This window comes from Streptomyces sp. NPDC050564, assembly GCF_044457265.1.
Taxonomy (GTDB): domain Bacteria; phylum Actinomycetota; class Actinomycetes; order Streptomycetales; family Streptomycetaceae; genus Streptomyces.
In genome coordinates, this window is the sequence record NZ_JBITGS010000001.1 from 152,001 (window position 1) to 174,859 (window position 22,859).

Here is a 22,859-nt window from a genome sequence, read left to right on the forward strand (position 1 = left end):
CGCTCTCAGCTTGGGAAGCTGCGATCGTTTCCGACAGATGCAGCCCTTGAGCTGGGCGAACGGTTGGGCTGCGGCCGTGGTGGTGCTGCCCGCTTTCACCGTGATTCCCCGCTGTTCCCCACTCGATCTGGTGCGGTTGTGGTGCGGGGCCTGCCATCTGCTGCTGACGGTCGATCACTGGCAGGTCCGTTGTCAGTGCCCGCGGCTATGGTCTCCAACGCGCGGCCGGCTTCCAGGGGTTCCAACTCTGAAGGGAATGGTTGCATCCCCGGCCTGTCTGGGGGCGGCCCGGAGACTCGTCCGGGACCTAACCGACGGTCGGGCTTCGTCGATGGCCAGGAGACAACCTGCCAGCGCCGGCCGCGCACCACCAACTTGCGCGGGCCGAGGTCGGTCGCACGCTTTCCAAGGTTGTTGGTGGGGTGCCGGGTCGCGTGCGGGGCCGTTCACCTGCGTCCACGCTGGGTCAGCTTCCGTGACGAGAACCGGCGCGGGCCTGGCCTGAACACCGGTGAACGCGGCTGAATGAGACGGAAACTGAGATGGGCAGCTTCCACCATTCACTGGGCGACGGCAGTTCGCGGTGTGGCCAAGAATCTTGTAAGCCCGATTCCGGGCAACCCGTTCCGTGTCGTGCGTCGCGAGGACACCATGGGGCCATGCGCCGACAGACACCAGACGCCGCCCCATGGGCAACTGCCCCAGATCCGTTGCTTGCGCTGGCCCAGGACGAACTGGCCTTCTATGAGCAGGTGCGCAACTCGGCTCGAAGGTGGTACCGCCTGACCGAGCTGGGCGCCCTCGCCACCTCCTCGTCCACCGTGGTGGCAGCGGGACTCCACGCTCCGGCGTGGCTGACAGCTCTGATCGCCGGCGGAGCGTTGTTCTTCACCGGTTTCCGGCAGGTGTTTGCTCATGGGCCACGCTATGTGTTGGCGGCCCAGTCACGAGAGGGCCTACGGAAAGCCATTAACCGCTATCAGTTGCTTCCAGCCGCCGACCGAGGTGAGGAATCCAGGCAAGATCTGCTGGTGGCAATCGAGAATGTTGGTGACGAGGAGCTCCGCCAGTGGGCCGACCAACGACACCGGGCGAGCACAGGCGCCGGCTCGCCGACGAACGGCTCAGCGCTGCCCTGACCCAACAGCGCCGGACCCTCTCTGCTGGGGAAGCTGCGCGCATTTGCGGCTAGTTCTGATACCGAGCCGGGTGAACGGTCTGAACGCAGCCCAGTGGGGCTCGGTTGCTTTCACCGTGCTTCCCCGCTGGTCGCCGCTCGATCCGGTGCGCATGTGGTGCGGCGGGTTGCAGGGCTGTGGAGCCGGCGTGATGAGGCGGCCGTTGCTGGATGGGGTTGTCGGTGGCACGTACTAACGTGCCCGCAACGTCCCGTCGATCTTTGTACGCCTGAGGAGCCATGATGCCCGGAGGCACACCCGAGTTGCCCGCGAAGGATCTGCGCACACTGATACCGGAGTACGCGGGCCTTGCCCGGGAGACCACTCTCCTCAACCCGGAGCCCGGCGACCCTGGCATGCGGGAGAGCTCGCTGGGGGGCGAGTTGCTGTGGCCCTCGGACGAGCCGTGGCCGTACTGCGCTCAGGAAGACCACTGGACGTTCGGGTCCGACTGGCGCAACCGCACCGAGATCGTCCCGGGGGCGGTGCCGATGGTGCCGATCCTCCAGCTGTTCGCCCGGGATGTGCCGGGGTTGGAGTTCCCGGAGGGGAAGGATCTGCTGCAACTGGTGTGGTGCGCGCTGATACATGAGCAGGATTCCGGACCGGTGGTGCCGCAGCTGTACTGGCGCAACGAGGCGGAGGTCGTGGCTGGAGGGCTGCTGTCCGAGATCCCCGGGGTGAGCGAAGGGGAGTACGACGAGGACCACATACCGGAACCGTCCACGTTGTCCCCGATCACCGCGGCGGACTATCCGAGGTGGCTTGATCTACCCAAGGACATCTGGGAGACCTGGGAACCTCGTCTCCGGTTGCCGACGGGCGGTTCCATGTGGCCACCCGACTCCAACGTCATCGGGACGAAGGTCGGCGGCTGGCCCGCCTGGACGCAGCCTGCCGACTGGCCGAACTGCGAGAGCGGACACCGCATGGAGCACCTTCTGACCATCACCGGCGACATTCAGTTGGGAGACTGTGGTGGCGTCTACTTCTTCCATTGCCGCCAGTGCCCCGGCCTCCCGTGGGACTGGCGCTTCGACTGCCACTGAGATCGAGGAGTGCGACGGCTCGAATCTCCGGGGACGGCGTGTACCCCCGAAGGAGACGGCATACACGGCCAGTTGGCCGGGCTTGGAGGCCATCAGTGATCAGAGGGTGATGATCGACTTCCCCTCCCAGCTCCCGGAGCACCTCTCCCGGCCCGGATAGAGCCGCCGCATCATGGTGGCCGTCCGATCGAGGTCCGCCCTACCCACGACCCTGGCGTGGTCGGCGTAGTGCCGTCCGTCGACTGGTGACGGCTCCACGCCGGCTTTGCAGTCCGGCCTCATCTCGACCAGGTCGATCCTGGGGCCCCTGGAACGTCGGCCAACTCGTCTCCCGCCTCGACTGGCTGTCCGTCGAAGTTCGGCGGTGTCCGCCGTTGTCCGGCCTGTTGGTGTCAGGTGCTGGTGTCAGCGAACAGGGGCGCTCTTGACAAACCCAACACAGCGCACTGGGGCCGCACCGGGAGACCAGAGCCGTCAGAGCGGGTTAAGGCGCGCCTTGAGCAGGCAGAACTCATTGCCCTCGGGGTCGGCAAGCACGTGCCACTGCTCCTCGCCGGTCTGGCCGATGTCGGCCGGACGCGCCCCGAGCTTCAGGAGGCGTTCGAGCTCGGCGTCCTGATCGCGGTCGGTGGCGTTGACGTCGATGTGCAGCCGGGACTTCCCCGGCTCCGGCTCGTCCCTGCGGCTGAGGAAGATCGTCGGCTGCGGGCCGCCGAACCCTTCGCGCGGCCCGATCTCGAGGCTGCCGTCCTCTTCGCGATCGAGCACGACGAAGTCCAGGACCTCGCACCAGAACCGCGCCAGCACCTCGGGGTCGCGGCAACCGAGCACGAGCTCACTGATACGACATGCCATTGACGAAACCTACTCTCAGCGTGGGAACTGCCGGGGCGGCCGCGCGCGGAGCTCTTGGGCTCCCCGCACTGGGAACACGCTCGAGACCGTACCGGGCGAGGCGAGGAGGTGCGAAGGTTTTTGGGGTCCTGGCCTCGCCCTGCCGGGCCGCCGGGCGAGGACCGTAGGCCGCGCAGTGGGGCAGACGCAAATGTGAACGACAGGCCCTAGCCGCCCACTTCCTCAACCAACAACCCTCCCAGTTCCCATCCCGTCCGCCGTCGACCCACACGCATCTGGAGCGGGCGTGGTCCATGGCGTCCAGGTGGAGCGCGGCCCAGGTCAGCCGGTGTGAATCCGGAGTGACGTCAGGCGCTGACCTCAGGAAGGCGCTTACCGCTATCACCGAAGGTCTGCCGCGCCAACTCCTCGACGACCCGCGACAGTCACCCGCCGTGTTTACGGGCAGCGAGGATGAGGTTTTCGGCTTCGGAAGAGCGGCCGGCAAGTTGCCCGGCGGTGCGGATCTGCTCGTCGGTCATGCCTTCCTTCGCCAGCTGGATCGCTTCGTGGATCCCGTCGCCGTTGCCGCTGTCGAGCATCGCCAGGAACCACCGCACGGCCTGGACCGGATCCGGCGTTGTCCCGAGGCCGTCGCGGTACCAGCAGCCTGCGGCGAACATAGAGCCCGCATGGCCTCGCTGGGCGGCATACAGGTACCAGTTCAGGGCCTCTGCGTCCTTGTCGATGGCGGCGAGTCGGTCGCCGAGTACGGCAGCGGCTTCGGTCACGCCTCCGTTGACAGCCTGACGCAGGAGACGCATGCACTCATCGTGGTCTCTAACCCGTATATCGCCAGTGATATGCATGCCCGCCAGGTTGAAAGCGGCGTACGCGTCACCGGCGTTCGCGGCCGATGTGAAGAGCGCCTCGGCCTGGAACCCGTCCGCCTTTACGCCACGGCCTTTGCGGTACATATAGCCCAGTGTGCGCTGGGCGGCCGGGTGGCCGGCTCGCGCCGCGACTGTTGCGTAGGCGAACGCCATCGGTAGACCGGCGTCGTTCACGTAGTCGAGCGCCACTCCAGCCAGCAGGGCCTGCGCGTCGACATCCCCATCGTCAGCCTGGGTCTTCAGCGGTGCGATCGCTGTAGGTACCAGGTTCGCGGATTCGAGGCTCCCCGCATTGGAACCAGCGATCCAAGCCCTGACGGCCGACTCCAGTCTCCCCTCGTAGCGGCTTGCCGACCTCGCTCGATGAACTCGGTAGCGGAAACACTCGGGGCTGGAACAGGAGCATCGCTCATGGGGACACATCCTGCCGCATGACAGCGATCACTGGGTTGTAGGGGCGAAGAGGTCGGGTGCGAGAGTGGGCAGGTCAATCAAGCAATGGGGCCGCCCCGGTCATCGGCACGTCTCGACTGGGACGACGCGTCATTGACCGTGGCCGACCGCCTGATGTGGCACGGCTGTGGCACGCGGCCTCGTCGTCATCAGTGGTTGTGGTTGCCGTAGTGGCGCTGTTGTACTGCTCAGGTCAAGCCGTGGTTCATGCCGCGCCTTCGCCTGAACCACGGTGGCCCGGAATCAGTGGGGCGCGATGTACGACGAACTGCCGATGCCCCGAGAGCCGCAGCCGAGCAACACCGCCGCCGGGCTTGCGCTCGCGCTCGCTGTGGCCTCCGTGTTGTGCATGGCTTCTCCGCTCACGTGGCTGCTCGCGCCGCAGCTTGCATGCGTGGCCATTGTGTCCGGAATCGTAGGACTGCGGCGAGTGCGACGAGCAAGGACCGGCGCAGGGGCGGCAGTCGCGGGGATGATCCTGGCAGTCGGGACCATGTCGTACATGACAGTGGCCTTCACCCACTTTGCCTGGTAGCGGTGCGGGGTCATCCGCACACGGCTCCGGAGGGTCCTTCGGTCCCAGACGTGTGCCCAGGTCGCCGCCCTCTCGCTGATCGATCGGCGGTTACGTGTCCACGGATAGTCCACGGGTGTCGTTGCTGGTGTCCCCTCGATGCGAACTACCGACAGAGGTCTGCTCGTCCGGTCAGACAGACATCTGAGGCCGGCTGTGGTCGGCTGCGCTCACGGTGGTTGCTGTACTTCGCTGCTGCACAGCGGTCACGGGATCAGGAAAGCCGCCCGGCCTCGTGAAGTGCGTCGAAGACCATCTCGTCGACGGCCGAGACCCGGTCCCGATCGGCGTAGCGGAACCACGCCTTCTCAGCGATCTCCCGCGATGGGATCAACTCACCGCGGTGATCGGCGGTGTAACAGATCATCCGGAAGGGGCCGTGCTCCGGATGGCCCTCGCCGATCTCGAAAGTGCCGAAGCGCACCATGGAATCAGGGTCGATCGCTGCCTGCAGTTCCTCGTCGATCTCCCGCACCAGGGTCTCGCTGTCGGACTCGCCCGGCTCACGATGCCCGCCCGGGAAGTAGAAGCGATCTCTGCCGTGGCTACGAGTCACCAACACCCGGTCGTCCCGAACCAGGACCCACGCCACCTTCTCCGGCGCACCGTTGTCATTCGCCATGGTCCGGGACCGTATCGGAGGGCATCGTCTGCGTCAGCACCGTCCGCACAGTGAGCGGCTGCTGAGTTGTCGCGGTCGTCGGCGTTGGTCACCGTTGAGCGACCTTCCACGGCCCGAGGACGGCCGGCCCGGGAGGGCGCTCGTGTGTGGGCGAGCGGGCCGCCCGACTTGGTGCACGACCTCTTCGTCCCGAAGCGGACGGCCCATAGACGGCTCAGAGTTGATGATTGGGGCCTGCCCCCGGTCGGCAGCGGGCGTCTTTGATACGGAGCGCCTGAGTCGCATCCTCGCTCCGAAGACCGACCTAGTTGCGAAAGCGGCCAACCCCGACCTGGGCTCACTGTTACGTTCGCCGGATGGCTGGTCTTGTCGGACTCCTGCAGATCCTCGGTGCCGGCAGCGTGGATGGGCTCGTCACGCAGTACGCAAGCGCTGGCCCCGAACGTCGCCAAGCTCGTGCAGCTGCCCGAAGCGCCATGAGCTCCTTGGAAGAAGCGGTGTGGTCTGTCCGGCGGTGAGCGCGGTGTTCAGGACGGCGCGGACCGTCTCGAAGCGGTGACGGCCTTGGCTTCGAGACGGTCGGCGTCCACCATCGCGAGTGCCGCGGTGTCGAGACGGGCGCGGGCGATCCACCCGACGGTGGACCGGGTGCCGTCACTCCATACCCACCGCGCCGGGTGCACCGGCCGGACTGGTTGCCCAGCCGTGCGCCGACCGGTCAAGTGATCGCCTGCGTGGTCCCGTCAGGCAGCGCGCAGGCGTAGCCGGCGTAGGGGCGTGAAACGATCTGTCCGCCGGCGGCCGTGCAGTCGTCTCTGGAGATGTTCGGAGACGAGGCGGCCCCGGCGCTGACAGCGCCGACGGCGCTCACGCCGGCAAGGGTTGCCGCGGCCAGGGCGAGGCCCAGGATTCTTCGCACGCGCATGACTTCCTCCTCCTCTCAGGCGCCTTCGTTCGGCCTTCGGGAAGGACAAGTCTCAAGATGACGGCGCCCACTTACTCAGCATGGGCGCTCCGCATGAGACCCGCCAGGCAAGGCTGGGCGCCGCGCCCGGGCGGTGACTGCCTGGCCCGGAGAGGCATGACGTCACCGACCTCGACCGGCCGCATCGGTACGCCGCGTGCGCGCCGGTAGGAGCGGGGTGACGTCTGTCCTTGGCGTCGAGACTGCCCACCGGGGCCGCGTTGTGTCCGGGCAGGCCGGGGGTTGAGGAGGAGACGTGCCGTACCTGCCTCCGACCTGTGCCGGCGGGCGGCTGCCGCGCGCGGTCCTCTAACGCGGTTCGTAGGCCGCTGCCCGGCAGGCAGCGGTCGCGGCGCCGCCTGCCACTCCGGCCCCGGTCAGCCCGGTCACACAACCCTGCAGGTCTCCGACCACGCCACGGCTGCAGGCCGCTGTGACGGAGTCGGAAGCGGTGGCACCGGCCAGTTCGGCCATCTGTGTGCAGGCGGGGATGTCCGCCCGGACCGCGGGAGCGGCGAGGACTGCACCGCCGAGGGTGAGGGTCAGGCCGGTGAGGGCACCGGCGATACGGGTCGACGTGCGCATGGGACGCACCTGCCTTCCGGGTTGGTCGCGCGGTCCTGGTCCCGGCGGTCGGGATCCACGCGGTAAGGCCGCCTGGCGACGCTCGGTGAGGGGTGCCCCGGCCGGCGGGCTCACAGACTGACCGCACGATTCTGCGTCGCATCCATTGAGCCGCACCGGGACATGGTCGCCAGGCCGAAGGAGAGGGCCCCGGACCGGATGAGACGCACTCGGACCTCCACTCGCGGGCCCCTCACTCCAGCGTCGCATCCTCTCCCCCGCCCGTCCTGGGCATCCGGGGGGGGCGGCCGCGCTGAGTAACTGCTATTGCGCGAAGCGCGGTAGCCGGCCCGTCCGGCCGGCCAGGTGGATCGGACGGCCCAGCGTCCCGCCCGGCCTGTCCTCTGCACACCGCCGGGCGCGGCTCGGCCGGGGAGGCGGCCGGCCTTCGCTTCCCCGCGAGGTGCCGGGCCGCCACTGCGGTGGCCGTGCTCCTCGATGACCCCGGGGATGACTCCGTCGTTCGGCCCATCAAGGGCACCGGCTGCAACGCCGAAAAGGACCAAGCAGAGTCGCCCCACCATCGCGTTCCGGTACGCCTCCGCGCCCCAGGCCGCCCCGATGACGGCGGTCCCGTACCCCGGCCGACAGGCCCGGAGGAGATCCCGCATGCGCGTCTTCCTGCGCCTGACCGCCGTCACCACCGCCGCGCTCCTGCTCGTCACCGTCACCGGCGCGACTCCCGCCGCAGCAGACCGGAACCCCGACGGCACACCACTGGTCAAGGTGTCCCACGGCGACCCGTACGCGAAGTGCACCATCGGAGCGAGGTCCCCCGACAGCATCGTCTACCCGGGCACCGAGGTCGAGCCGTACCTGTCCGCCGATCCGCGCGACCCCAAGCGCGTGGTCACCGTGTTCCAGCAGGACCGCTGGAACGACGGCGGCGCCCGTGGCCTGGCGGCCGGCTGGACCACGGACGACCACACCTTCCACCGGAGCACGCTGCCGTTCAGCCTGTGCGCCCCCGGCGGCGCGGACTACGAACGGGCCACCGACCCCTGGGTGAGCACCGGACCGGACGGCACGGTCTACGCCGGCGGGGAGGGCGTCGACTTCACGAAGAGCACGCGCAGCGCCCTCCTGGCAGTCACGTCCCGCGACGGCGGCCGCACTTGGCGGAACCTCACTACCACGCACGTCGACGAGCAGCCGTTTTTCAACGACAAGCCCTCACTCACCGCCGACCCGATCCGCAAGGGCACCGCCTACCAGGTCTGGGACCGCCTCGACAACGACCCGCCCGGCCCCAGCTCCCTCGACGGTCCCGGCTACATCTCCCTCACCCGCGACGGCGGCCGCACCTGGAGCAAGGCCCGGCCGTTCGTCGACACCAGCACCGTGCCCAACACCCAGACCATCGGCCATCTGATCGTCGTCGACCGGCGCACCGGCACCCTGTACGACTTCTTCGACACGATCACCTTCGCCGACGACCTGAGCACCGTCCTCGAAGCCCACTACGCGATGGTCACCTCGACCGACGCCGGAGAGACCTGGAGCGCCCCGGTCACCGTGGCCCGGGACACCTCCGTACCGGAGGTCGACCCGAACGACCCCAGCAAACCGCTGCGCGCCGCGGCCACCCTGCCGAGCCCGGCCGTTGACCCAAAGACAGGCACGCTGTACGTGGCCTACGAGGGCTCGGACTTCTCCGGTGGAAAGTTCGACTCCGTCCAGCTTGTGCGGTCCACCGACGGCGGACGCACCTGGGGGATCCCGGAGCTGATCAGCCCCAAGGGCGTTCCGGCCTTCTCACCGTCGATCGCGGTCGCCGAGCCGGGCACGGTCGCGCTCACTTACTACGACCTGCGCTTCCTCAAGCCCGGCGACACCACCACCCTGCCCACCGCCTACCAACTGGCCACGCTGCAGCACGGAAACCCGAAGCTCCGGACCGAACGACGGATCTCGCGGGTCTTCGACTGGCTGCAGGCGCCGTTCGCCGGGGGCTACTTCCTCGGCGACTACCAAGGCCTGGTGGCAGACGGCAAGGGAGTACGGGCGGTGCTCACCGAGACCCACTCCGGCGCACCACAGAACCGTACGGACGTGTACACCAGCAGTCTCCGCACCCGCTGACCGACGCGGACGCCGTCGGCCGGCCCGACCGCCGACGGCTGCACTGGCCTGCCGTCCGCCAGGAACTCGTACGTCGTCCGGACACACAGCTCGCCCTCGGCGATTCCGAGCCGCGCCGCGATCTCCGCCGGAGAAGGTGCGGCCTACGGCCGCGCAAACCTTGGCAGCTCGCTGCGCTCGCGCGCGACGGCGTTCGGGAGCTCCCGCCCGCCGCGTGCTTCCGGGCCGACTCGGACCTAGCGTGCCCGACGGGTCGGCACAGTCCCTGCGACTCTCCCGGCTAGCGCCGCGGGAGCGCCCCGCGGCGCGTGGCTGCGGGGCGCCTTGTGGGGTTCAGTCGATCTGCTCCCCGTCGTGTGTACCGCCCTTGCAGAGGTTGTCCGTCAGATCGGGCGTTCCGCCGCCCTGCTTGCACTGAGAAGGGGTGACGTAGGATGCGGCCCCCTGTGCGGCGGTGGCGGTGGCGGCGCCTGTGAGGCCGAGTCCGGCGAGGGCTGCCGTGGCAATGACGGCGGCGAGGATTCGTCGAATGCGCATTTGGTTTCCCTTTCACGGATTGCCTCGGTTGGGGCACTAGTCAGTTTGATCTTCACCCATGTGGGTGGCACGTCTTGTTGGGCCATTCGGGTGACAGTGCTGTCGGGTGCGGGGTCGGTGACGCGACCCGTCGGACAGGCCCTGGAACGCAGAGACCACCCCGGCCGGATGGGTGGTCTCTTCGTTGTTCCGGAGGGGGCAGCGTCCGCGGCACTGCCTAACCCACGGGCCCTCGCACTCTCGTCCGCGCAATCATCCGAGTACGGGACGTTATCGAACTGTTCGGGACAGTATGAGCGGATCCGGGATGGCGTGAGGCCCCGGACGGCGTGATCTGACCTGGGCAGTGAGAGGAGAAGCGAATGGCACGAAGATGGGCGTCACTTCTGGTCGCCGTGGGGCTGGTTGCCGCGACACTGGGCCTGGCCGCGCCGGCTCAGGCCGGAACGCGGCAGCTCAAAGTCGCCACGTACAACATCTATCTGGGCGCCGACCTCGCACCTCTGGCCCTTGCACAGACCCCGCAGGAGCTCGTCGCGCGAGCCGGGATCGCCTACGACCAGGTGGTCGCCACCGACTTCCCGTCCCGCGCCCGGGCCATCTCGCGCCTGGTCAGGAACGAGCGCCCCGAGGTCATCGGCCTGCAGGAGGTGGCCCTGTGGAAGAAGGGCCCGCTGGCCGGTCCCCTCCACACCACTTACGACTTCCTGGACATCCTGCTCCGCGAGCTGCGCCGGGCCGGTCTCCACTACCGGGCCGCCGCGGTCGACAACACCGGCACCATCACCCTGCCGATCAGTGCCACCGAACAGGCGAGTTTCACAAACCGGGATGTGATCCTGGTACAAGACGGACTCCCGGTGACCAACGCGCAGTCGCACCTCTATGCCGCGAAGCTCGTCGTCACCACCCCGTTCGGAGTCACCTTCACCACCGCGAGGGGCTGGTCCGCGGTGGACGTCGCCCTCAAGGGCAAGCCGGCACGGGTGCGGGTGGCCACCACACACCTGCAGCCAGGGGTGCCGGCCATTCGAAACGCCCAGGGGCAGGAGCTGTACGCCGCGCTGGCACAGTCGCCGTACCCCGTCACCGCTCTTGGCGACTTCAACGCCCTGCCGACCGAAGCGACCGGACCGTACGGCACGTTCACCACCGGCGGCTACGACGACGCCTGGCGGACCATCCACGGCCCCGGAGACGGATTCACCGCCGTTCAGGACCCCGATCTGCGCAACCTGCCGTCCAAACTCAGCGCGCGCATCGACTACGTCTTCTATCAGCCCGCACACCTTTCTGCTGTCTCCGCCCACCTGATCGGAGACAAGGTGAGGGACCGGACTCCCAAGGGCCTGTGGCCGTCCGATCACGCCGGCCTGGCGGTAGGGCTGCGCCTCCGGTAGCCGATCGACGGCGAAGAAATGAGACGCCTCCAGCAAAGACGGCAACGACTTCACCTGGACGTAGTGGGCACGCGAGTGGCGCGGCACTGGAAACGGCAAAGGGCCAGTCCTGGAGGACCCCCCTCCCGAACTGGCCCTTCTGCCTAGGCCCCGGCAGGATTCGGATCTGCGACACCCGCTTCAGGAGTTCGATCCGAGCCCGCTCCAGCTGCTGCCGTCGACTGGGGTGACGGCCGGACAGAGACGCTGGTGTACGCCTCCGTCCGGCGTCGCTGATGTCAGCCGTGGATGTCAGAGACCTTCTGATCCGTAGCCAAGAATGGATCGGTCATCCAGAGTCATTACGGCCGTTTTCGGGCCGCTGTCGACTTCATGGCGGGCGCTGTCGGTTGCTGTCGCTAACCGCGAGTGGTCGTCGATCCCGGTGACCATCTTGCACTCGCCGCCGCCCGCGAGCAGCAGCCCGCCGACGATGTCCATCTGCCACAGCTCCATCGCCGCCGACCGCTCCCACCTGCGGTAATCCGACCGGCGCCGCTTGCGCACTCCGGGCTCGATCAGACCGTTGCGGACCAGGACCCGGTAGACCGTCGCCCTCGAGGGCACCGGCGTGATGCCCCTGCGTTCCAGCTCGCGCACCAGCCTGCGTGGACCCCACCCGGGATGCCGGCGCCGTAACTCACACACCACCGCCTCGACCTCCCCGGCAATCCGGTGCGGACACGAGGCCGGTCGATGCGGCCGGTCCGCCAGCCCCGGCAGACCCGACTGCTCGTACTTGCGCACCCAGGAATGCACCGACTGCCTCGACACCCCATACCGGGCCGCGACTTGAGTGACCGGAACCCCCGCGGCGACTTCCATCACCGCGTGATACCGCTGCTCGACCACGCTCAGCTCCACCAGCACGGCCCCGGCCCCCTCCCTGCACGCGCCGATCAGACGCGCACAGCCAAGCCGAGGCAAGCGGTGTGAAGCATCAGGTGAAGCCACGACGTCAAGCATCAACCGAGACACGACAGGGATGAGGTGCTGGCTGCATTCGTACTTGCGCGGCTTCCATCCTGATCAGAGCTGAGCGGCGGCGGCTCAGCGGTGAGGGATGGTGCCCAGCGTCGAGCGTGACTCCCTGGGGGACAACTCGGGTCCGGTGGGGCGCGAAAGCAGCGAAAGCCCATATTCCGTGACGCCGGTCACAGGGCTCCGCTAATTGACCGGCGTGCTTAGTAGATGCGATGTGGCGGACATCTGAGGATTTGTCCGTCTTGGTATGGATGTGGATCTCGCCGCGTTTTTCCGGGGTTCCGCTCTGCTGGCCCGCACGCCCACTACCCCATGCTGTAAGGCTTCTGACGCCGCGACAGCTTTTCCTCCTGTCGCCATGTGCGGACCGGAGGCCCGCGCACAATCCTGGCGAGGTCCTGGGACCTACGAAGCGACGTAGTGGCGGGACCCATTGCGCGCCCTGTCGAGCGGTTCTAAGAATGTCGACCCACAGGACGTCGCTGCAGTTCGGAACCGGTGTTCACGCCGAGTCGACCGCGCGCTGTGGCGCTCGGCGTCACCGAGTGAGTAGGAGCACCCCCCACATGAATTCGTTCCGAATGTCCCCAAGATTCCTTGCCCTCGCTCTCGGCCTGGGTCTGGCCTCCAGCGCGCTGGGCGCAGCGGTGCCGGCGAGCGCCTTGACGGCCCCCACCCCGTCCGCTTCCGCCGATGCCTCCGTGGCGGGGTACGACGGGTCGGCTGAGGAGGCTGCGAACAACAAGGCGTTCTTCGAGGCCGTGCTCAAGTCGGTCGCCGAGAAGAGTGCCGCCCAGCCCAGCGGGCAGGCGGTGACCCTCCACTACGACGCCTCCAAGGCGCCGAGCTTCCGTTCGCAAATATCGAGCGCGGCCGCGATCTGGAACAGCTCCGAGTCCAACGTCAAGCTCGAGGAGGCTTCGAGCGGGGCCGACTTCTCCTACTCCGAGGGCAACGACCCTCGCGGGTCCCACGCCTCAACCGACGGCCACGGAAGCGGCCAGATCTTCCTCGACTACACCCAGATCCAGCAGAACGACTCGATCCGCGTCGTCACTCACGAGACCGGGCACGTGCTGGGTCTGCCGGACAACTACAGCGGGCCGTGCAGTGAGCTGATGTCGGGCGGCGGCCCCGGCCCGTCCTGCACCATCCGCTACCCGAACGCCACCGAGCGTGCGCGTGTCGACGAGCTGTGGGCCAGCGGAGGCACGCAGGCTCCGGGCACGGGGAACCAGCCCGCTGGCGGCCCGAGTGCTGCACCGTCGGCACCGTCCGTGGCCCCGGGTACAGGGGACCAGCCCGCTGGTGGCCCGAGTGCTGCACGGCCGGTATGGCCTGTGGGGCCGGGTCACGGTCCGTGGCGTCCGCACCACCGCACGCTCTGGAACTGATCGCGTTCCAGTGGGAAGCGGCTCGCCGTTGAGGATGGCTGCAGCCGCATGCTCAAGACGGTCGTCTGAGCACTCTCGCAGGCTGGCCGACAGACGCGGGTGCTTTGTACGGCTGTCCTGGGAGGGCCGCGGGAGCCAACCGCCCACTGGTTGGTGAGCTTGATCGTGGCCAACAGGGCCGGGCTGGTAGCCAACACTGCCGGCCCGGCCACGAACAGCAGAAGCCAGCGCTCCCGCCACCCCTCCGCGCCCCTATAAGCACCCCCAGAGCTGGGATAGCGGGCCGATACTCGCGCAGTGCCGAATGGAACCCGTCTATGGCGGATGTCAAAGATCACCCGACGCCAACCCGTCAACCATCAACTGAGACTCGACAGGGATGAGGCGCTGGCCGTCAGGGCTCCGGACGTGGGGGCCCTGGCCGTCCAAAGCATCGAGAACCCTGACTGCGAACACCTCGATCGTGCGGTCGCGAACCTCATCGGGCGTTAGCCATTCGACGGCGGTCGATTCAGTGGACGTGCGTTCGATGCCGGACGATGGTTCGCAGCGGAAGACCAGGGCCACGACACCTAGCTTCAGGTTCTTGTAGACGCCGGTGAGTTGGTGGACAGCGACCCTGATGCCGGTCTCCTCGAAGACCTCACGCTCTACGCCTGTCTCCGGGGCTTCGTGGAGCTCCAGGATGCCGCTGGGAGGTTCCCAGGCTCCGTTGTCCGCCCGGCGGATGGCAAGGATTCTGCCGTCATCTCGGACAGTGATCCCAGCGACGGAGACCGAGTGTCGGGGGCTGTCATGGGTCACTGCTCGTGTCCCTGCTAGGCCGCCAAGTGGCCTGGCGCCTGTCCGTGTTCGAGGTACACAGGGGCGCTCTCGGCTGATCGTGCCTTGATCGCCGCGAGCACTCGGCGTGCCAGACGTGGGATCGTGCGATCCGGGACCTCGCCCGGCGGCACGAGCCGGATTGCTTTCAGCTCGCGGTCTCGGTGACGTCCACTTCCACGATCTCCGGCACACCGGCAACACCCTCGCCGCGACCGGCGGCGCCACCACCCGCGAGCTGATGCACCGCATGGGCCACTCGTCGGTGCGGGCCGCGCTGATCTATCAGCACCTCGTCAACGGGCGCGATCACGAGATCGCCGACTACGTGGACGGTCAGATCAAGAAGGTGAAGCGACCTCCGCGCGACCCATCTGGCACGTAAGTGGCACGGCGCCCCTCGGCGGCCGGAAACGACAGAGGCCCAGATCACCGGATTCACACCGGCTGACCTGGGCCTTGTTCGTGTCCTGAGACTGGTGGGCGCGGACGGTTTCGAACCGCCGACATCCGCCTTGTAAGGGCGGCGCTCTACCGCTGAGCTACGCGCCCAGGACGAGTCGACAGCCTACATTGCCCGAGGGGATGCCCTGCAAACCCGTATCCGGGAGGTGTCCTGCAAACCCGTATTCGGGGGGGGTGCACCGCAACCCCGTATCCGGGGAGTGCGGGCGGACTGGCCGGGCGGGGGGTTATCCCCACCTTCGATCCGGGAGCCGCCCGGATCCCCCTGCGGGCCTCGGATCCGTACGGTCGAAGAGCCTTCGCAGCCAGTCCGTCTCAGGGGGAAAACACCATGGCCCGTACCGTTCCTGCCCGCGCAGTCGCCGTCGCCGGCGTCGTCGTGGTCCTCGTCGCGGGCGCCACCGCCTGTGGCGCGTCCGCCGGGGACGACAAGGATCCCGACCACCGGTCCTTCGCGCTGCACGGGCGCACGCTCACCGTCGACTCGGACGACTCCGCGCTCGATGTCGTGGTCTCGGACTCGGCGAAGGCCGACAAGGTCGAGGTCACCCGGTGGTTCCGTGGGCGTGTCGTCGTCGGTGGGGATCCCAGGGTGACCTGGGCGATGGAGGACGACGATCGGCTCGTGCTGCGGATGAAGTGTTCGGGAGTGGTGGCCGACTGTTCGGCCAGGCACCGGATCGTGGTGCCGGGCGGCATCGCCGTCACCGTGAAGGACGGGGACGGAAGCGTGCGTGCGCAGGGCTTCAAGGAGGCGCTGAGCATTCGTACGTCGGACGGTTCCGTGCGGGTGACGGACTCCTCGGGACCGCTGGACCTGCGCAGCAGCGACGGATCCATCCGTGCGCTCGGCGTCGACTCGCGCCGGGTGCGCGCCCGTACGCAGGACGGTTCCGTACAGCTCGAACTCGGCGCCGTACCCGATCTGGTGGACTCCCGCACGCAGGACGGCTCCGTGACCATCGCGCTGCCGCGGGACGGCTACCGCGTGACGACCGGGAGCGATGACGGCTCGGTGCATGTGTCCGTACCCCGAGACCCGGGCAGCTCCCATGTGGTGTCCGCCCACACGAACGACGGGAAGATCACGGTACGAACCGCGAACTAACCGGCCCGTGTGTTCGTCCTTAACCGGTGGGAGAATGACAGCCGGGCAAGGCGGATGACAGCACGGGAGAGGGATGTGACGGCGACACCTTCGCAGCCGTATTCGCCGTTTGTGCCATGCGCACAGCAAGCGCCTCGTCGCCCCTCGACCGCTCGGCGGTACCGGGCCCGCCGCGCCCTCGGCATCTCGCGCGCCACCCGTGACGCGCTGACCCTCATCGCCGTGCCGCTGTTCGCCGCGCTCGTGCTGCCCGCCGCCTTCGCCGGTGGCGGCACCCGGCGGTGGTTCGGCGGTCGCTCCGAGAGTCAGCGGGCCGAGGCTCAGGCCGCCAAGGACGCCGCCGCGGCCGCCTTCTACGAACTCGACACCGCGCAGCGCGATCTGCGGATCTCCATCGAGACGATCACGGCCGTCGACGACTCGCCCGCGGCCCGCCGCGCGGTCTCCGACTTCGAGGCGCTCGGGCGGCGCATCGACGAGGCCAGTCATCAGTACATCAGCGCCGTCGACGCCCACGATCTCGACCGCGACGACCTGGAGGCGTCGGTCGCCGCGCGAGCCCGCACCGAGCTGACCGCCGCCAAGGACGAGCTGGGCCGGGTCAAGGGGGATCTCGACCGGTTCGAGCGGGGGCTCGGGCCGCTGCTCGGCAAGGCCGAGACACAGCTCGCCCGGCTCGCCCCTGCCGTCGAGCGCGCCCGCCAGGCCCTGCTCGCCGCCTCGAACGCGTTGGACGGCGTACGGGGCTCGGGGCTCAAGGCCGATGACCTCGCCGCCCGGCTCGCCGCCCTCGGGCCCGAGCTGACCAAGCTCAACCAGGGAGCCGGACAGCACGGCGTACCGGAGACGCTGGCGCGCGCCGAGCGGGTCTCGCGGGAGGCCGGAGCGATGCGCGCGGAGGCGGAGCGGCTGCCCGAGCGGGCCGCCGAGATCGACCATCGGCTGGTCTCGCTGCGCACCCGCGCGCAGGCTCTGACCACCCGGTCCGGGCAGGTGGAGCCGGTCCTGAGCGAGCTGCGGCGGCGCTTCTCGGCCGCGTGCTGGCAGGACCTGCAGCATGTGCCGGAGCAGGCCGCGGAGAACGTACGGCAGGCCGAGCTCAAGCTGAAGGAGGCGCAGGCCGCGCGCGAGGCGCAGCGCTGGCCGGACGCGACCTCGATGCTGTCCACCGTGCGGGCGCTGCTGAACAACACCGACGAGGCCGTCTCGGCGGCCGGTGACCGGCTGCGGCGGCTGAACGCGGTGGCGAAGGACCCTCAGCAGGAGATCGACCGCACCCGGTTCGCCATCCGTGACGCCCAGCGGCTGGCCATGGCGGGCCGCAGCACCCCCGACCCGCGACACGCCCGGCCGCTCGACGAGTCCGTCGCCCGTCTCGACCGTGCCATCGCCACGCTGGAGGGGCGCCACCCCGACTACTGGCACTTCCTGACCGAGACCGAGGCGGTACGGCAGACGGTGGCGCGGGTGGTCTCCCAGATCCGTGAGGAGCGGGGCGGCGGAGCCTGAAGGCTCCGTAACCAGTGAGACGACGAAAACCCGAAGGATCCTCAACCAGCCGGACGACGGAACCCGAAGTCTCCGCGCCCCGCCGTTGATGACCCGAAGGCTCCCAGGCCCTCGTGTCGGAAGCCCGAAGCCTCCCGTGCTCCGGTGTTGGCGGAGCGGGACCCCCGGGCGGATGCTGAGAGAACGCACGGCCCCCGCCGGCCGGAAGAACGACGGCCTCCGCCGGCTGCGTGAGGAGGCGGACATGGCCACACACGCACTTCGCCCGGGTTCCCGACGGGCTTCGAAGCGACGTATCTCCTTCGACGAGCATCTGCCCGTCGATCACCGTCTCAGCACCTTCTACCGGATCGGCGCGGGCCTCATGGGTCTGGTGCTGCTCGCCTTCGGCATCCTGGGCCTGGTCAACAAGGTCGGGTTCTTCGACACCCGTGGGGACACGGTCGGAGGGCTGAACACCAACGGCGCGCTCAGCGTGCTGTCGATCTGCGTCGGACTGCTCCTGTTCATCGGCATGGTGATCGGCGGGAACTTCGCCTCCACGCTCAACATGGCCTTCGGCGTCGCCTTCATCCTCAGCGGCTTCGTGAACCTGGCACTGCTGGACAGTGGCTACAACTTCCTCGCCTTCCACATCCAGAACGTGCTCTTCAGCTTTGTCGTGGGCGTCCTGCTGATGTTCTTCGGCATGTACGGGAGGGTCGGCTCGGCCCTGCCCCACGACAACCCGTACTGGAAGGCCCGCCATCCCGAGCGGATCGAGCAGGAGCAGCGGCTGCGCGCCAAGGCCCACGCGCTGGCCCTCCAGCGGGCCAGGGAGCGCGAGCTGCCCGGGCAACCCTCGTCGGCGGTGCGGGGCGCCCGCTAATCTGGCCTCATGCCTCGCTACGAGTACCGCTGCCGGACCTGCGGCGACACCTTCGAACTGAGCCGTCCGATGGCGGAGTCCTCCGCCCCCGCGGACTGCCCTGCCGGCCACGACGACACGGTGAAGCTGCTGTCGACGGTCTCGGTGGGCGGATCGTCCTCCGCCGCGCCCGCACCGGCGCCGCGCGCGGGTGGCGGTGGCGGCTGCTGCGGCGGGGGCTGCTGCGGCTGATCCCCGGATCCCGGGGCACTCGCCCCGCTGAGCGGCCTCGGGGAAGTGGGACACGCCCCGGCGCCGCCCGGCACGGCACCTCGCCGCACTGCCACATCGCCCAAGTACATCCAGTACGAGGACGACGGGGCAGCACGCCGATGCACCGCACCGGACGACGCGGAAACGCACCCCACTTCCCCGAGGCCGCTCAGCGCCGCCGCGCCAACGTCATCCCGTCCGCCACCGCCAGCATCACGCTGTCCACGCGGTCGTCCGCCTTCACGTGCTCGTTGAACTCCTTGATCGCCGCGGCGAGGCCGGTCGCCTCGGGGTCGGTCACGCCGCCGTGCAGGAAGACGTTGTCGACGGCGAGCAGTCCGCCGGGGCGCATCCGGGGCACCAACTCGTCCCAGTACGCGATGTAGTTGTCCTTGTCCGCGTCGATGAACGCCATGTCGATGTGCGGCTCGTCCGGCAGTGCGCGCAATGTCTCCCGCGCGGGCGCGATCCGCAGCTCGATCCGGTCGGCGACGCCCGCCTTCGCCCAGGCCTCCCGCGCGTGCTCCGTCCACTCCTCGGAGATGTCGCAGGTCAGCAGCATCCCGTCGGGCGGCAGCGCCTGAGCCATGGACAGCGCCGACAGTCCCGTGAACGTACCGACCTCGACGATCCGGCGCGCCCCCGTCAGCCGCACGAGGAACGCGAGCAGCGCCCCCTGCTCCTCGGCGACCTGCTTGCCCGCCACCAGCGGGAGTTGGACGTGAGTGACCTCGACCAGCATGCGCTGCACGGGGTCCAGCGGCGGGTTGTGGCCGAGCATGTACGCGTAGAGCTCGTCCGTCAGTCGAGTGCTGTTGCCCTTGGCCACGCGGCTCTCCTCACGTCGGTCCCCCGCCCACGGTAACTCTTGGGGTCAGAGCGACGCCTGTCCGTCGCAGGCGTTCATGAACTCCCGCAGGATCCGCTCCCCCGCGGCGACCCCCCGCTCCGCGAGAGCCGTGATCGCGGGCGCCGTCCAGTCCGCCTCGGCCAGTTCGCCGTGGCCGGGGCGCCAGCCCCGGTCGGCGGCCAGCAGCAGGTCGGCGTCGAGGAGGGAGTCACCGGCGGCGAGGGTCAGGGGCGCGCCGGTGCGGCGGGCGAGCTCATGCAGGGCCGCGCTCTTGGTGAGCGGCTTGGGTACGGCGTAGATCTTGCGGCCCTGCAGGGACACCGTCCAGCCGCGGTTCTCCGCCCACGCGGCCAGTTCCTTCACCCACTCCTCGGGGAGCAGCTCGCGCTCCACCACGAGATAGGCGAACAGGTCCTCGGCCACCCGGTGCTTGCGGACCCAGGCGGGATCGGCGGTGGTCGCCAGATGCTCCCGTACCTCGTCCAGCGGCGCGCACTCGGTGGCGAGCCGCGCCATCACGCTCCCGTGCCAGTCGGGATCGGAGACGCCGTCGACGAGCAGGTGCCCGCCGTTGGCGCAGATCGCGTACTTCGGGGCGGGGCCCGGCAGGTTGATGCGCTGGTACTGCTTGCGGGTGCGGGTGGTGGTGGGTACGAAGACCGCCGTGTCGCCGAGTTCGGTGAGCAGGGCGGCTGCCGTCTCCGTCATGTACGACAGCGGCTTGCTCTCGTGCACCTCGACGCAGAGCAGCCGGGGTGCGCGGGCGTCCGGCATGGTCAGCGCCAGGGCCGCGGAGGAGTAGATCAGCGTACGGTCGAGGTCGCTGGCGACGAGGGTCTTGGGCGCGGACATCAGACCGTCACCGCCTTGCCGTCGGCGCCGGTCGCACCGCGCGTGTACTTCGGGTGGATCAACCCCACACAGGTGTACGGGAGTTCGGCGACCTCCTCGACGGGAACTCCGCGCTGCTCGGCGAGCAGGCGTACGTGGTCGAGGTCGGCGCCCGCTCCGGCGCGCGCGAGGATCTTCCAGGGGACGCGGCGCAGCAGCACCCGGGTGGTCTCGCCGACGCCCGGCTTGACGAGGTTCACGTCGTGGATCTCGTACTCCTCGCTGATCCGCTCGACCGCCGCCCAGCCCTCCCAGCTGGGGGTGCGGTCGGCGGCGAGAAGCTCCTTGGCCTGGGCGCAGGCCGCGTCGGTGACGTCGCAGAAGTGCGCGGCGACGGCGTCCAGGAAGGCGACGGAGACATCGGAGCCGGCGAGTTCGCGGTAGAACTTCGCGCCGTGGAAGTCGTGCTCGCCGACCAGGTCGGCCCGCAGGACCGTGCGCGAAATCAGCCCGGAGACCGTCGAGTTGAGGCAGGCGGAGGGGATGAGGAAGTCCTCGCGGGTGCCGTACGTCCGCACGCACGAGCCCGGGTCGGCGAGCACCGCGATCTCCGGGTCGAAGCCGGTGATGCCGTCGGAGGCTTCGAACTCCCGTATCGCGTCGGCCAGTTCGCGGGTGATCGCGCCCTTGCCGGTCCAGCCGTCGACGAAGACGACGTCGGCCGGGTCGTGGTGGGCGGCGAGCCATCGCAGCGCGTTGGCGTCGATGCCGCGGCCGCGGACGATGGAGACGGCGTAGTGCGGCAGGTCGAGGTCGTGGCGGTGCTTGGCCCAGCGGCGCATCAGGACGCCGATGGGCGTGCCCGCGCGGGCCAGTGACACAAGGACCGGTCGCGGTGACCTTTCGGCCAGCACCAGTTCGGTGACGGCGCCGACGGCCTGCGCGATGCGGGCGGCCGAGGCGTCGAGGGCCGCGTGGAACAGCTCCTGGTACTGGGCGGTCGGCTGGTACTCGACCGGCAGCGACTCCGCGTAGTGCGCGCCGCCGCTCTGGATCGCCTCCTCGCGCTCCTCGGTCGGCGCCTCCAGGCCCACGTCCGAGAGGTCCTGGAGCAGCCAGCCGACCTCGTCTGCCGCGTACGAGGAGAAGGCGGGGCCGCGGAGGGGCTCGGGCAGCATGGAGGGCCTTTCGGTCAACGGCCGTGCGGGGACGTACGACGGGACGACGGCGAGCAGGACGCTCGGGGTGTGCGCCGCCAGCTGGGCCAACAGGCCGTCGGGGGCGTGCAGTTCGGGGGTGTCGGCCGCCGAGTCGACGACCGCGACGACGGCGTCGAAACCGGCGCCCGCGACGTTGTAGGCGTAGCGCTCGCCCGGGCCGTCGTCCGGGTTGTCGTGGGCGGGGAAGACGAGGCGGGTGCGGATCGCGTAACCGGGGTCGTCGAGGGCGAGAACGGGCGAGCGGGTGGTCGTGGAGTAGCGCACGTCGGCGGTCACGACCTGCTCCAGCTCCCGGGCCAGCCTGAGCGGGGCGTACATCAGCTCCTCGAAGCCGAGCACGAGCACACGCCGGGCGCCGTCCGGCAGCGCGTCGGCGAGCCGCGCGGCCATGGCGGGCAGGGCGCCTTCCAGCCGTATTCGATGCCTGGGCGTGAACCCGTGCCGCCCGCCGTCGGGGACGCCGCGGGGCCAGCCGAGCTCGACGCGGGTGGCCCGCCGCCCGGCAGGCCTGTGCGCCGCCGGGCCGGGCGCTGCCGACTCGTGGGCGGCGACCAGCGCCTGCCCCTTCTCCAGGACGCCCTCCGGGAGCTTCACGGTCCCCGACGCCGCGGACACCAGGTCGACCCGTGCGCCGATCTCCCGGGCGAACTCCTCCAGGCGGCCCAGGTCGGCGGCCGACCGCATGTCGACCAGCGCCACGACCACGTAGCGCTCGCGCGGATAGCGCTCGTGCAGGTCACGGATCGTGTTGAGGACGGTGTTGCCGGTGGAGAACTCGTCGTCGACGAGGACCAGCGGACCGGAGCCCGCCATCAGACCGGGGTCCTCGGGGAGGAGCAGATGCGAGGTGGCGTGCGAGTGGGACTCCTCGAAGCCGCCTGCCCGGGCGACGCCCTGGACCGGGCGGCGGGTGGAGTGCAGGTAGGGCGCGAGGCCGACACCGTCCGCGACCGAGTGACCGAGACCGGTGGCCGTCTCGGCGTACCCGAGGACCACGGCCGCGCGGGCGTCCTCGGTGCCCAGCAGGTCCCGCACCCGCCGGCCGAGCGCGAACCCGTATCCGTACACCGCGGACGGCGACTGCGGCACGTGCTTGCCGAGGACGTTCGACACGAGCAGATGGGCGCGCTTGGGGTTGCGGCGCAGCGCGAGCCCCAGCAGGTCGCTCAGCGTCTCGTCACCGACGAGTTCGACGCCGAGCCGCTCGGCGACCCACGTCCCGGTCCACACCGCGTCGTTCACTGCGTCGTTCACTGCGTCGTTCATCAATTCCTTGTTGTTCGGGTTCCGCATCGCCGGTTCGCGCC

At 69.3% G+C, this 22,859-nt stretch carries 21 protein-coding genes, 1 tRNA gene and 2 pseudogenes; 11 read left to right on the top strand and 13 right to left on the bottom strand.

Translation table 11 applies throughout. The features are described 5' to 3' along the window. Positions 1–659: 659 nt before the first annotated feature. The 3 genes from ACIBK0_RS00685 (at position 660) to ACIBK0_RS00695 (ending at position 2,387) form a co-directional block, all read left to right on the top strand. The gene (locus tag ACIBK0_RS00685; protein WP_399074113.1) at positions 660–1,139 is read left to right on the top strand and encodes an SLATT domain-containing protein; all 480 of its coding nucleotides are present in this window, start codon (positions 660–662) and stop codon (positions 1,137–1,139) included. Positions 1,140–1,420: 281 nt separating this feature from the next. Next, positions 1,421–2,227, top strand: coding sequence for a DUF1963 domain-containing protein (locus ACIBK0_RS00690; RefSeq protein WP_399074115.1), 807 nt, complete (start codon positions 1,421–1,423; stop codon positions 2,225–2,227). After that, positions 2,157–2,387, top strand: coding sequence for a DUF6928 family protein (locus tag ACIBK0_RS00695; protein ID WP_399074117.1), 231 nt, complete (start codon positions 2,157–2,159; stop codon positions 2,385–2,387). Before ACIBK0_RS00690 ends, ACIBK0_RS00695 begins: the two co-directional genes overlap by 71 nt. A 314-nt stretch (positions 2,388–2,701) precedes the next feature. On the opposite strand, the gene ACIBK0_RS00700 is transcribed toward ACIBK0_RS00695, so the two are convergent. The 5 genes from ACIBK0_RS00700 to ACIBK0_RS00720 form a co-directional block, all read right to left on the bottom strand. Then, positions 2,702–3,082 carry a VOC family protein gene (locus tag ACIBK0_RS00700; protein WP_399074119.1) on the bottom strand — a complete coding sequence of 127 codons (381 nt, stop codon included), beginning with the start codon at positions 3,080–3,082 and terminating at the stop codon, positions 2,702–2,704. Between the two features lie 425 nt (positions 3,083–3,507). Next, entirely contained in the window at positions 3,508–4,143 is a 636-nt protein-coding gene (locus ACIBK0_RS00705) for a tetratricopeptide repeat protein (RefSeq protein WP_399074121.1), read from the bottom strand. Between the two features lie 1,052 nt (positions 4,144–5,195). Further along, positions 5,196–5,603 carry an NUDIX domain-containing protein gene (locus ACIBK0_RS00710; protein WP_399074123.1) on the bottom strand — a complete coding sequence of 136 codons (408 nt, stop codon included), beginning with the start codon at positions 5,601–5,603 and terminating at the stop codon, positions 5,196–5,198. Between the two features lie 718 nt (positions 5,604–6,321). Continuing rightward, positions 6,322–6,528: a hypothetical protein gene (locus ACIBK0_RS00715; protein ID WP_399074125.1), complete on the bottom strand. Its 207-nt coding sequence runs from the start codon at positions 6,526–6,528 to the stop codon at positions 6,322–6,324. A 348-nt stretch (positions 6,529–6,876) separates the two neighbouring features. Then, on the bottom strand, positions 6,877–7,152 hold the full coding sequence (locus ACIBK0_RS00720) for a hypothetical protein (RefSeq protein ID WP_399074127.1): 276 nt from the start codon (positions 7,150–7,152) through the stop codon (positions 6,877–6,879). A gap of 648 nt (positions 7,153–7,800) precedes the next feature. On the opposite strand from ACIBK0_RS00720, the gene ACIBK0_RS00725 reads away from it, so the two are divergent. Next, positions 7,801–9,273 carry a sialidase family protein gene (locus tag ACIBK0_RS00725; RefSeq protein WP_399074129.1) on the top strand — a complete coding sequence of 491 codons (1,473 nt, stop codon included), beginning with the start codon at positions 7,801–7,803 and terminating at the stop codon, positions 9,271–9,273. A 32-nt stretch (positions 9,274–9,305) separates the two neighbouring features. Here the strand turns inward: ACIBK0_RS00725 and ACIBK0_RS00730 are convergent. Continuing rightward, a pseudogene (locus ACIBK0_RS00730) lies at positions 9,306–9,410 on the bottom strand (GntR family transcriptional regulator); the annotation flags it as partial. Positions 9,411–9,606: 196 nt separating this feature from the next. Beyond that, a complete protein-coding gene (locus ACIBK0_RS00735; RefSeq protein WP_399074131.1) occupies positions 9,607–9,810 on the bottom strand; it encodes a hypothetical protein in 204 nt (67 codons plus the stop codon). A 362-nt stretch (positions 9,811–10,172) separates the two neighbouring features. On the opposite strand from ACIBK0_RS00735, the gene ACIBK0_RS00740 reads away from it, so the two are divergent. Further along, positions 10,173–11,210, top strand: a complete 1,038-nt coding sequence (locus tag ACIBK0_RS00740) for an endonuclease/exonuclease/phosphatase family protein (RefSeq protein WP_399074133.1) — start codon at positions 10,173–10,175, stop codon at positions 11,208–11,210. A 402-nt stretch (positions 11,211–11,612) separates the two neighbouring features. On the opposite strand, the pseudogene ACIBK0_RS00745 reads toward ACIBK0_RS00740, so the two are convergent. Further along, positions 11,613–12,107 (bottom strand): annotated as a pseudogene (locus tag ACIBK0_RS00745) (helix-turn-helix domain-containing protein); the annotation flags it as partial. 692 nt (positions 12,108–12,799) lie between these two features. Here ACIBK0_RS00745 and snpA point away from each other — a divergent pair. Beyond that, positions 12,800–13,627: a snapalysin gene (snpA, locus tag ACIBK0_RS00750; protein WP_399074135.1), complete on the top strand. Its 828-nt coding sequence runs from the start codon at positions 12,800–12,802 to the stop codon at positions 13,625–13,627. A gap of 327 nt (positions 13,628–13,954) precedes the next feature. Here the strand turns inward: snpA and ACIBK0_RS00755 are convergent, their stop codons facing one another. Continuing rightward, positions 13,955–14,431, bottom strand: a complete 477-nt coding sequence (locus ACIBK0_RS00755; protein WP_399074136.1) for an NUDIX hydrolase — start codon at positions 14,429–14,431, stop codon at positions 13,955–13,957. Between the two features lie 160 nt (positions 14,432–14,591). Between ACIBK0_RS00755 and ACIBK0_RS00760 the strand changes: the two genes are divergently transcribed. Next, positions 14,592–14,834 carry a hypothetical protein gene (locus tag ACIBK0_RS00760; RefSeq protein ID WP_399074138.1) on the top strand — a complete coding sequence of 81 codons (243 nt, stop codon included), beginning with the start codon at positions 14,592–14,594 and terminating at the stop codon, positions 14,832–14,834. A gap of 92 nt (positions 14,835–14,926) precedes the next feature. Here ACIBK0_RS00760 and ACIBK0_RS00765 read toward each other — a convergent pair. After that, positions 14,927–15,001 (bottom strand) — tRNA-Val (locus ACIBK0_RS00765). Positions 15,002–15,245: 244 nt separating this feature from the next. Here ACIBK0_RS00765 and ACIBK0_RS00770 point away from each other — a divergent pair. From ACIBK0_RS00770 to ACIBK0_RS00785, 4 genes are all read left to right on the top strand, one after another. After that, positions 15,246–16,022 (top strand): DUF4097 family beta strand repeat-containing protein, encoded by a 777-nt coding sequence (locus ACIBK0_RS00770; protein WP_399074140.1) that lies wholly within the window; start codon positions 15,246–15,248, stop codon positions 16,020–16,022. A 75-nt stretch (positions 16,023–16,097) separates the two neighbouring features. Continuing rightward, complete coding sequence (locus ACIBK0_RS00775; RefSeq protein ID WP_399074142.1) at positions 16,098–17,531, top strand: hypothetical protein; 1,434 nt, start codon at positions 16,098–16,100, stop codon at positions 17,529–17,531. Between the two features lie 244 nt (positions 17,532–17,775). Further along, positions 17,776–18,399 carry a DUF4383 domain-containing protein gene (locus tag ACIBK0_RS00780; protein ID WP_399074144.1) on the top strand — a complete coding sequence of 208 codons (624 nt, stop codon included), beginning with the start codon at positions 17,776–17,778 and terminating at the stop codon, positions 18,397–18,399. A gap of 9 nt (positions 18,400–18,408) precedes the next feature. Continuing rightward, entirely contained in the window at positions 18,409–18,630 is a 222-nt protein-coding gene (locus tag ACIBK0_RS00785; protein ID WP_189185339.1) for a zinc ribbon domain-containing protein, read from the top strand. 190 nt (positions 18,631–18,820) lie between these two features. Here the strand turns inward: ACIBK0_RS00785 and ACIBK0_RS00790 are convergent, their stop codons facing one another. The 3 genes from ACIBK0_RS00790 to ACIBK0_RS00800 are packed head-to-tail and all read right to left on the bottom strand — an operon-like array spanning position 18,821 to position 22,818. Beyond that, complete coding sequence (locus tag ACIBK0_RS00790; RefSeq protein ID WP_399074146.1) at positions 18,821–19,480, bottom strand: O-methyltransferase; 660 nt, start codon at positions 19,478–19,480, stop codon at positions 18,821–18,823. Between the two features lie 45 nt (positions 19,481–19,525). Next, on the bottom strand, positions 19,526–20,353 hold the full coding sequence (locus tag ACIBK0_RS00795; protein ID WP_399074148.1) for an HAD family hydrolase: 828 nt from the start codon (positions 20,351–20,353) through the stop codon (positions 19,526–19,528). Further along, a complete protein-coding gene (locus ACIBK0_RS00800) occupies positions 20,353–22,818 on the bottom strand; it encodes a phosphoribosyltransferase (protein WP_399074150.1) in 2,466 nt (821 codons plus the stop codon). The genes ACIBK0_RS00795 and ACIBK0_RS00800 overlap by 1 nt, the downstream gene beginning before the upstream one ends. Between the last annotated feature and the right edge of the window lie 41 nt (positions 22,819–22,859).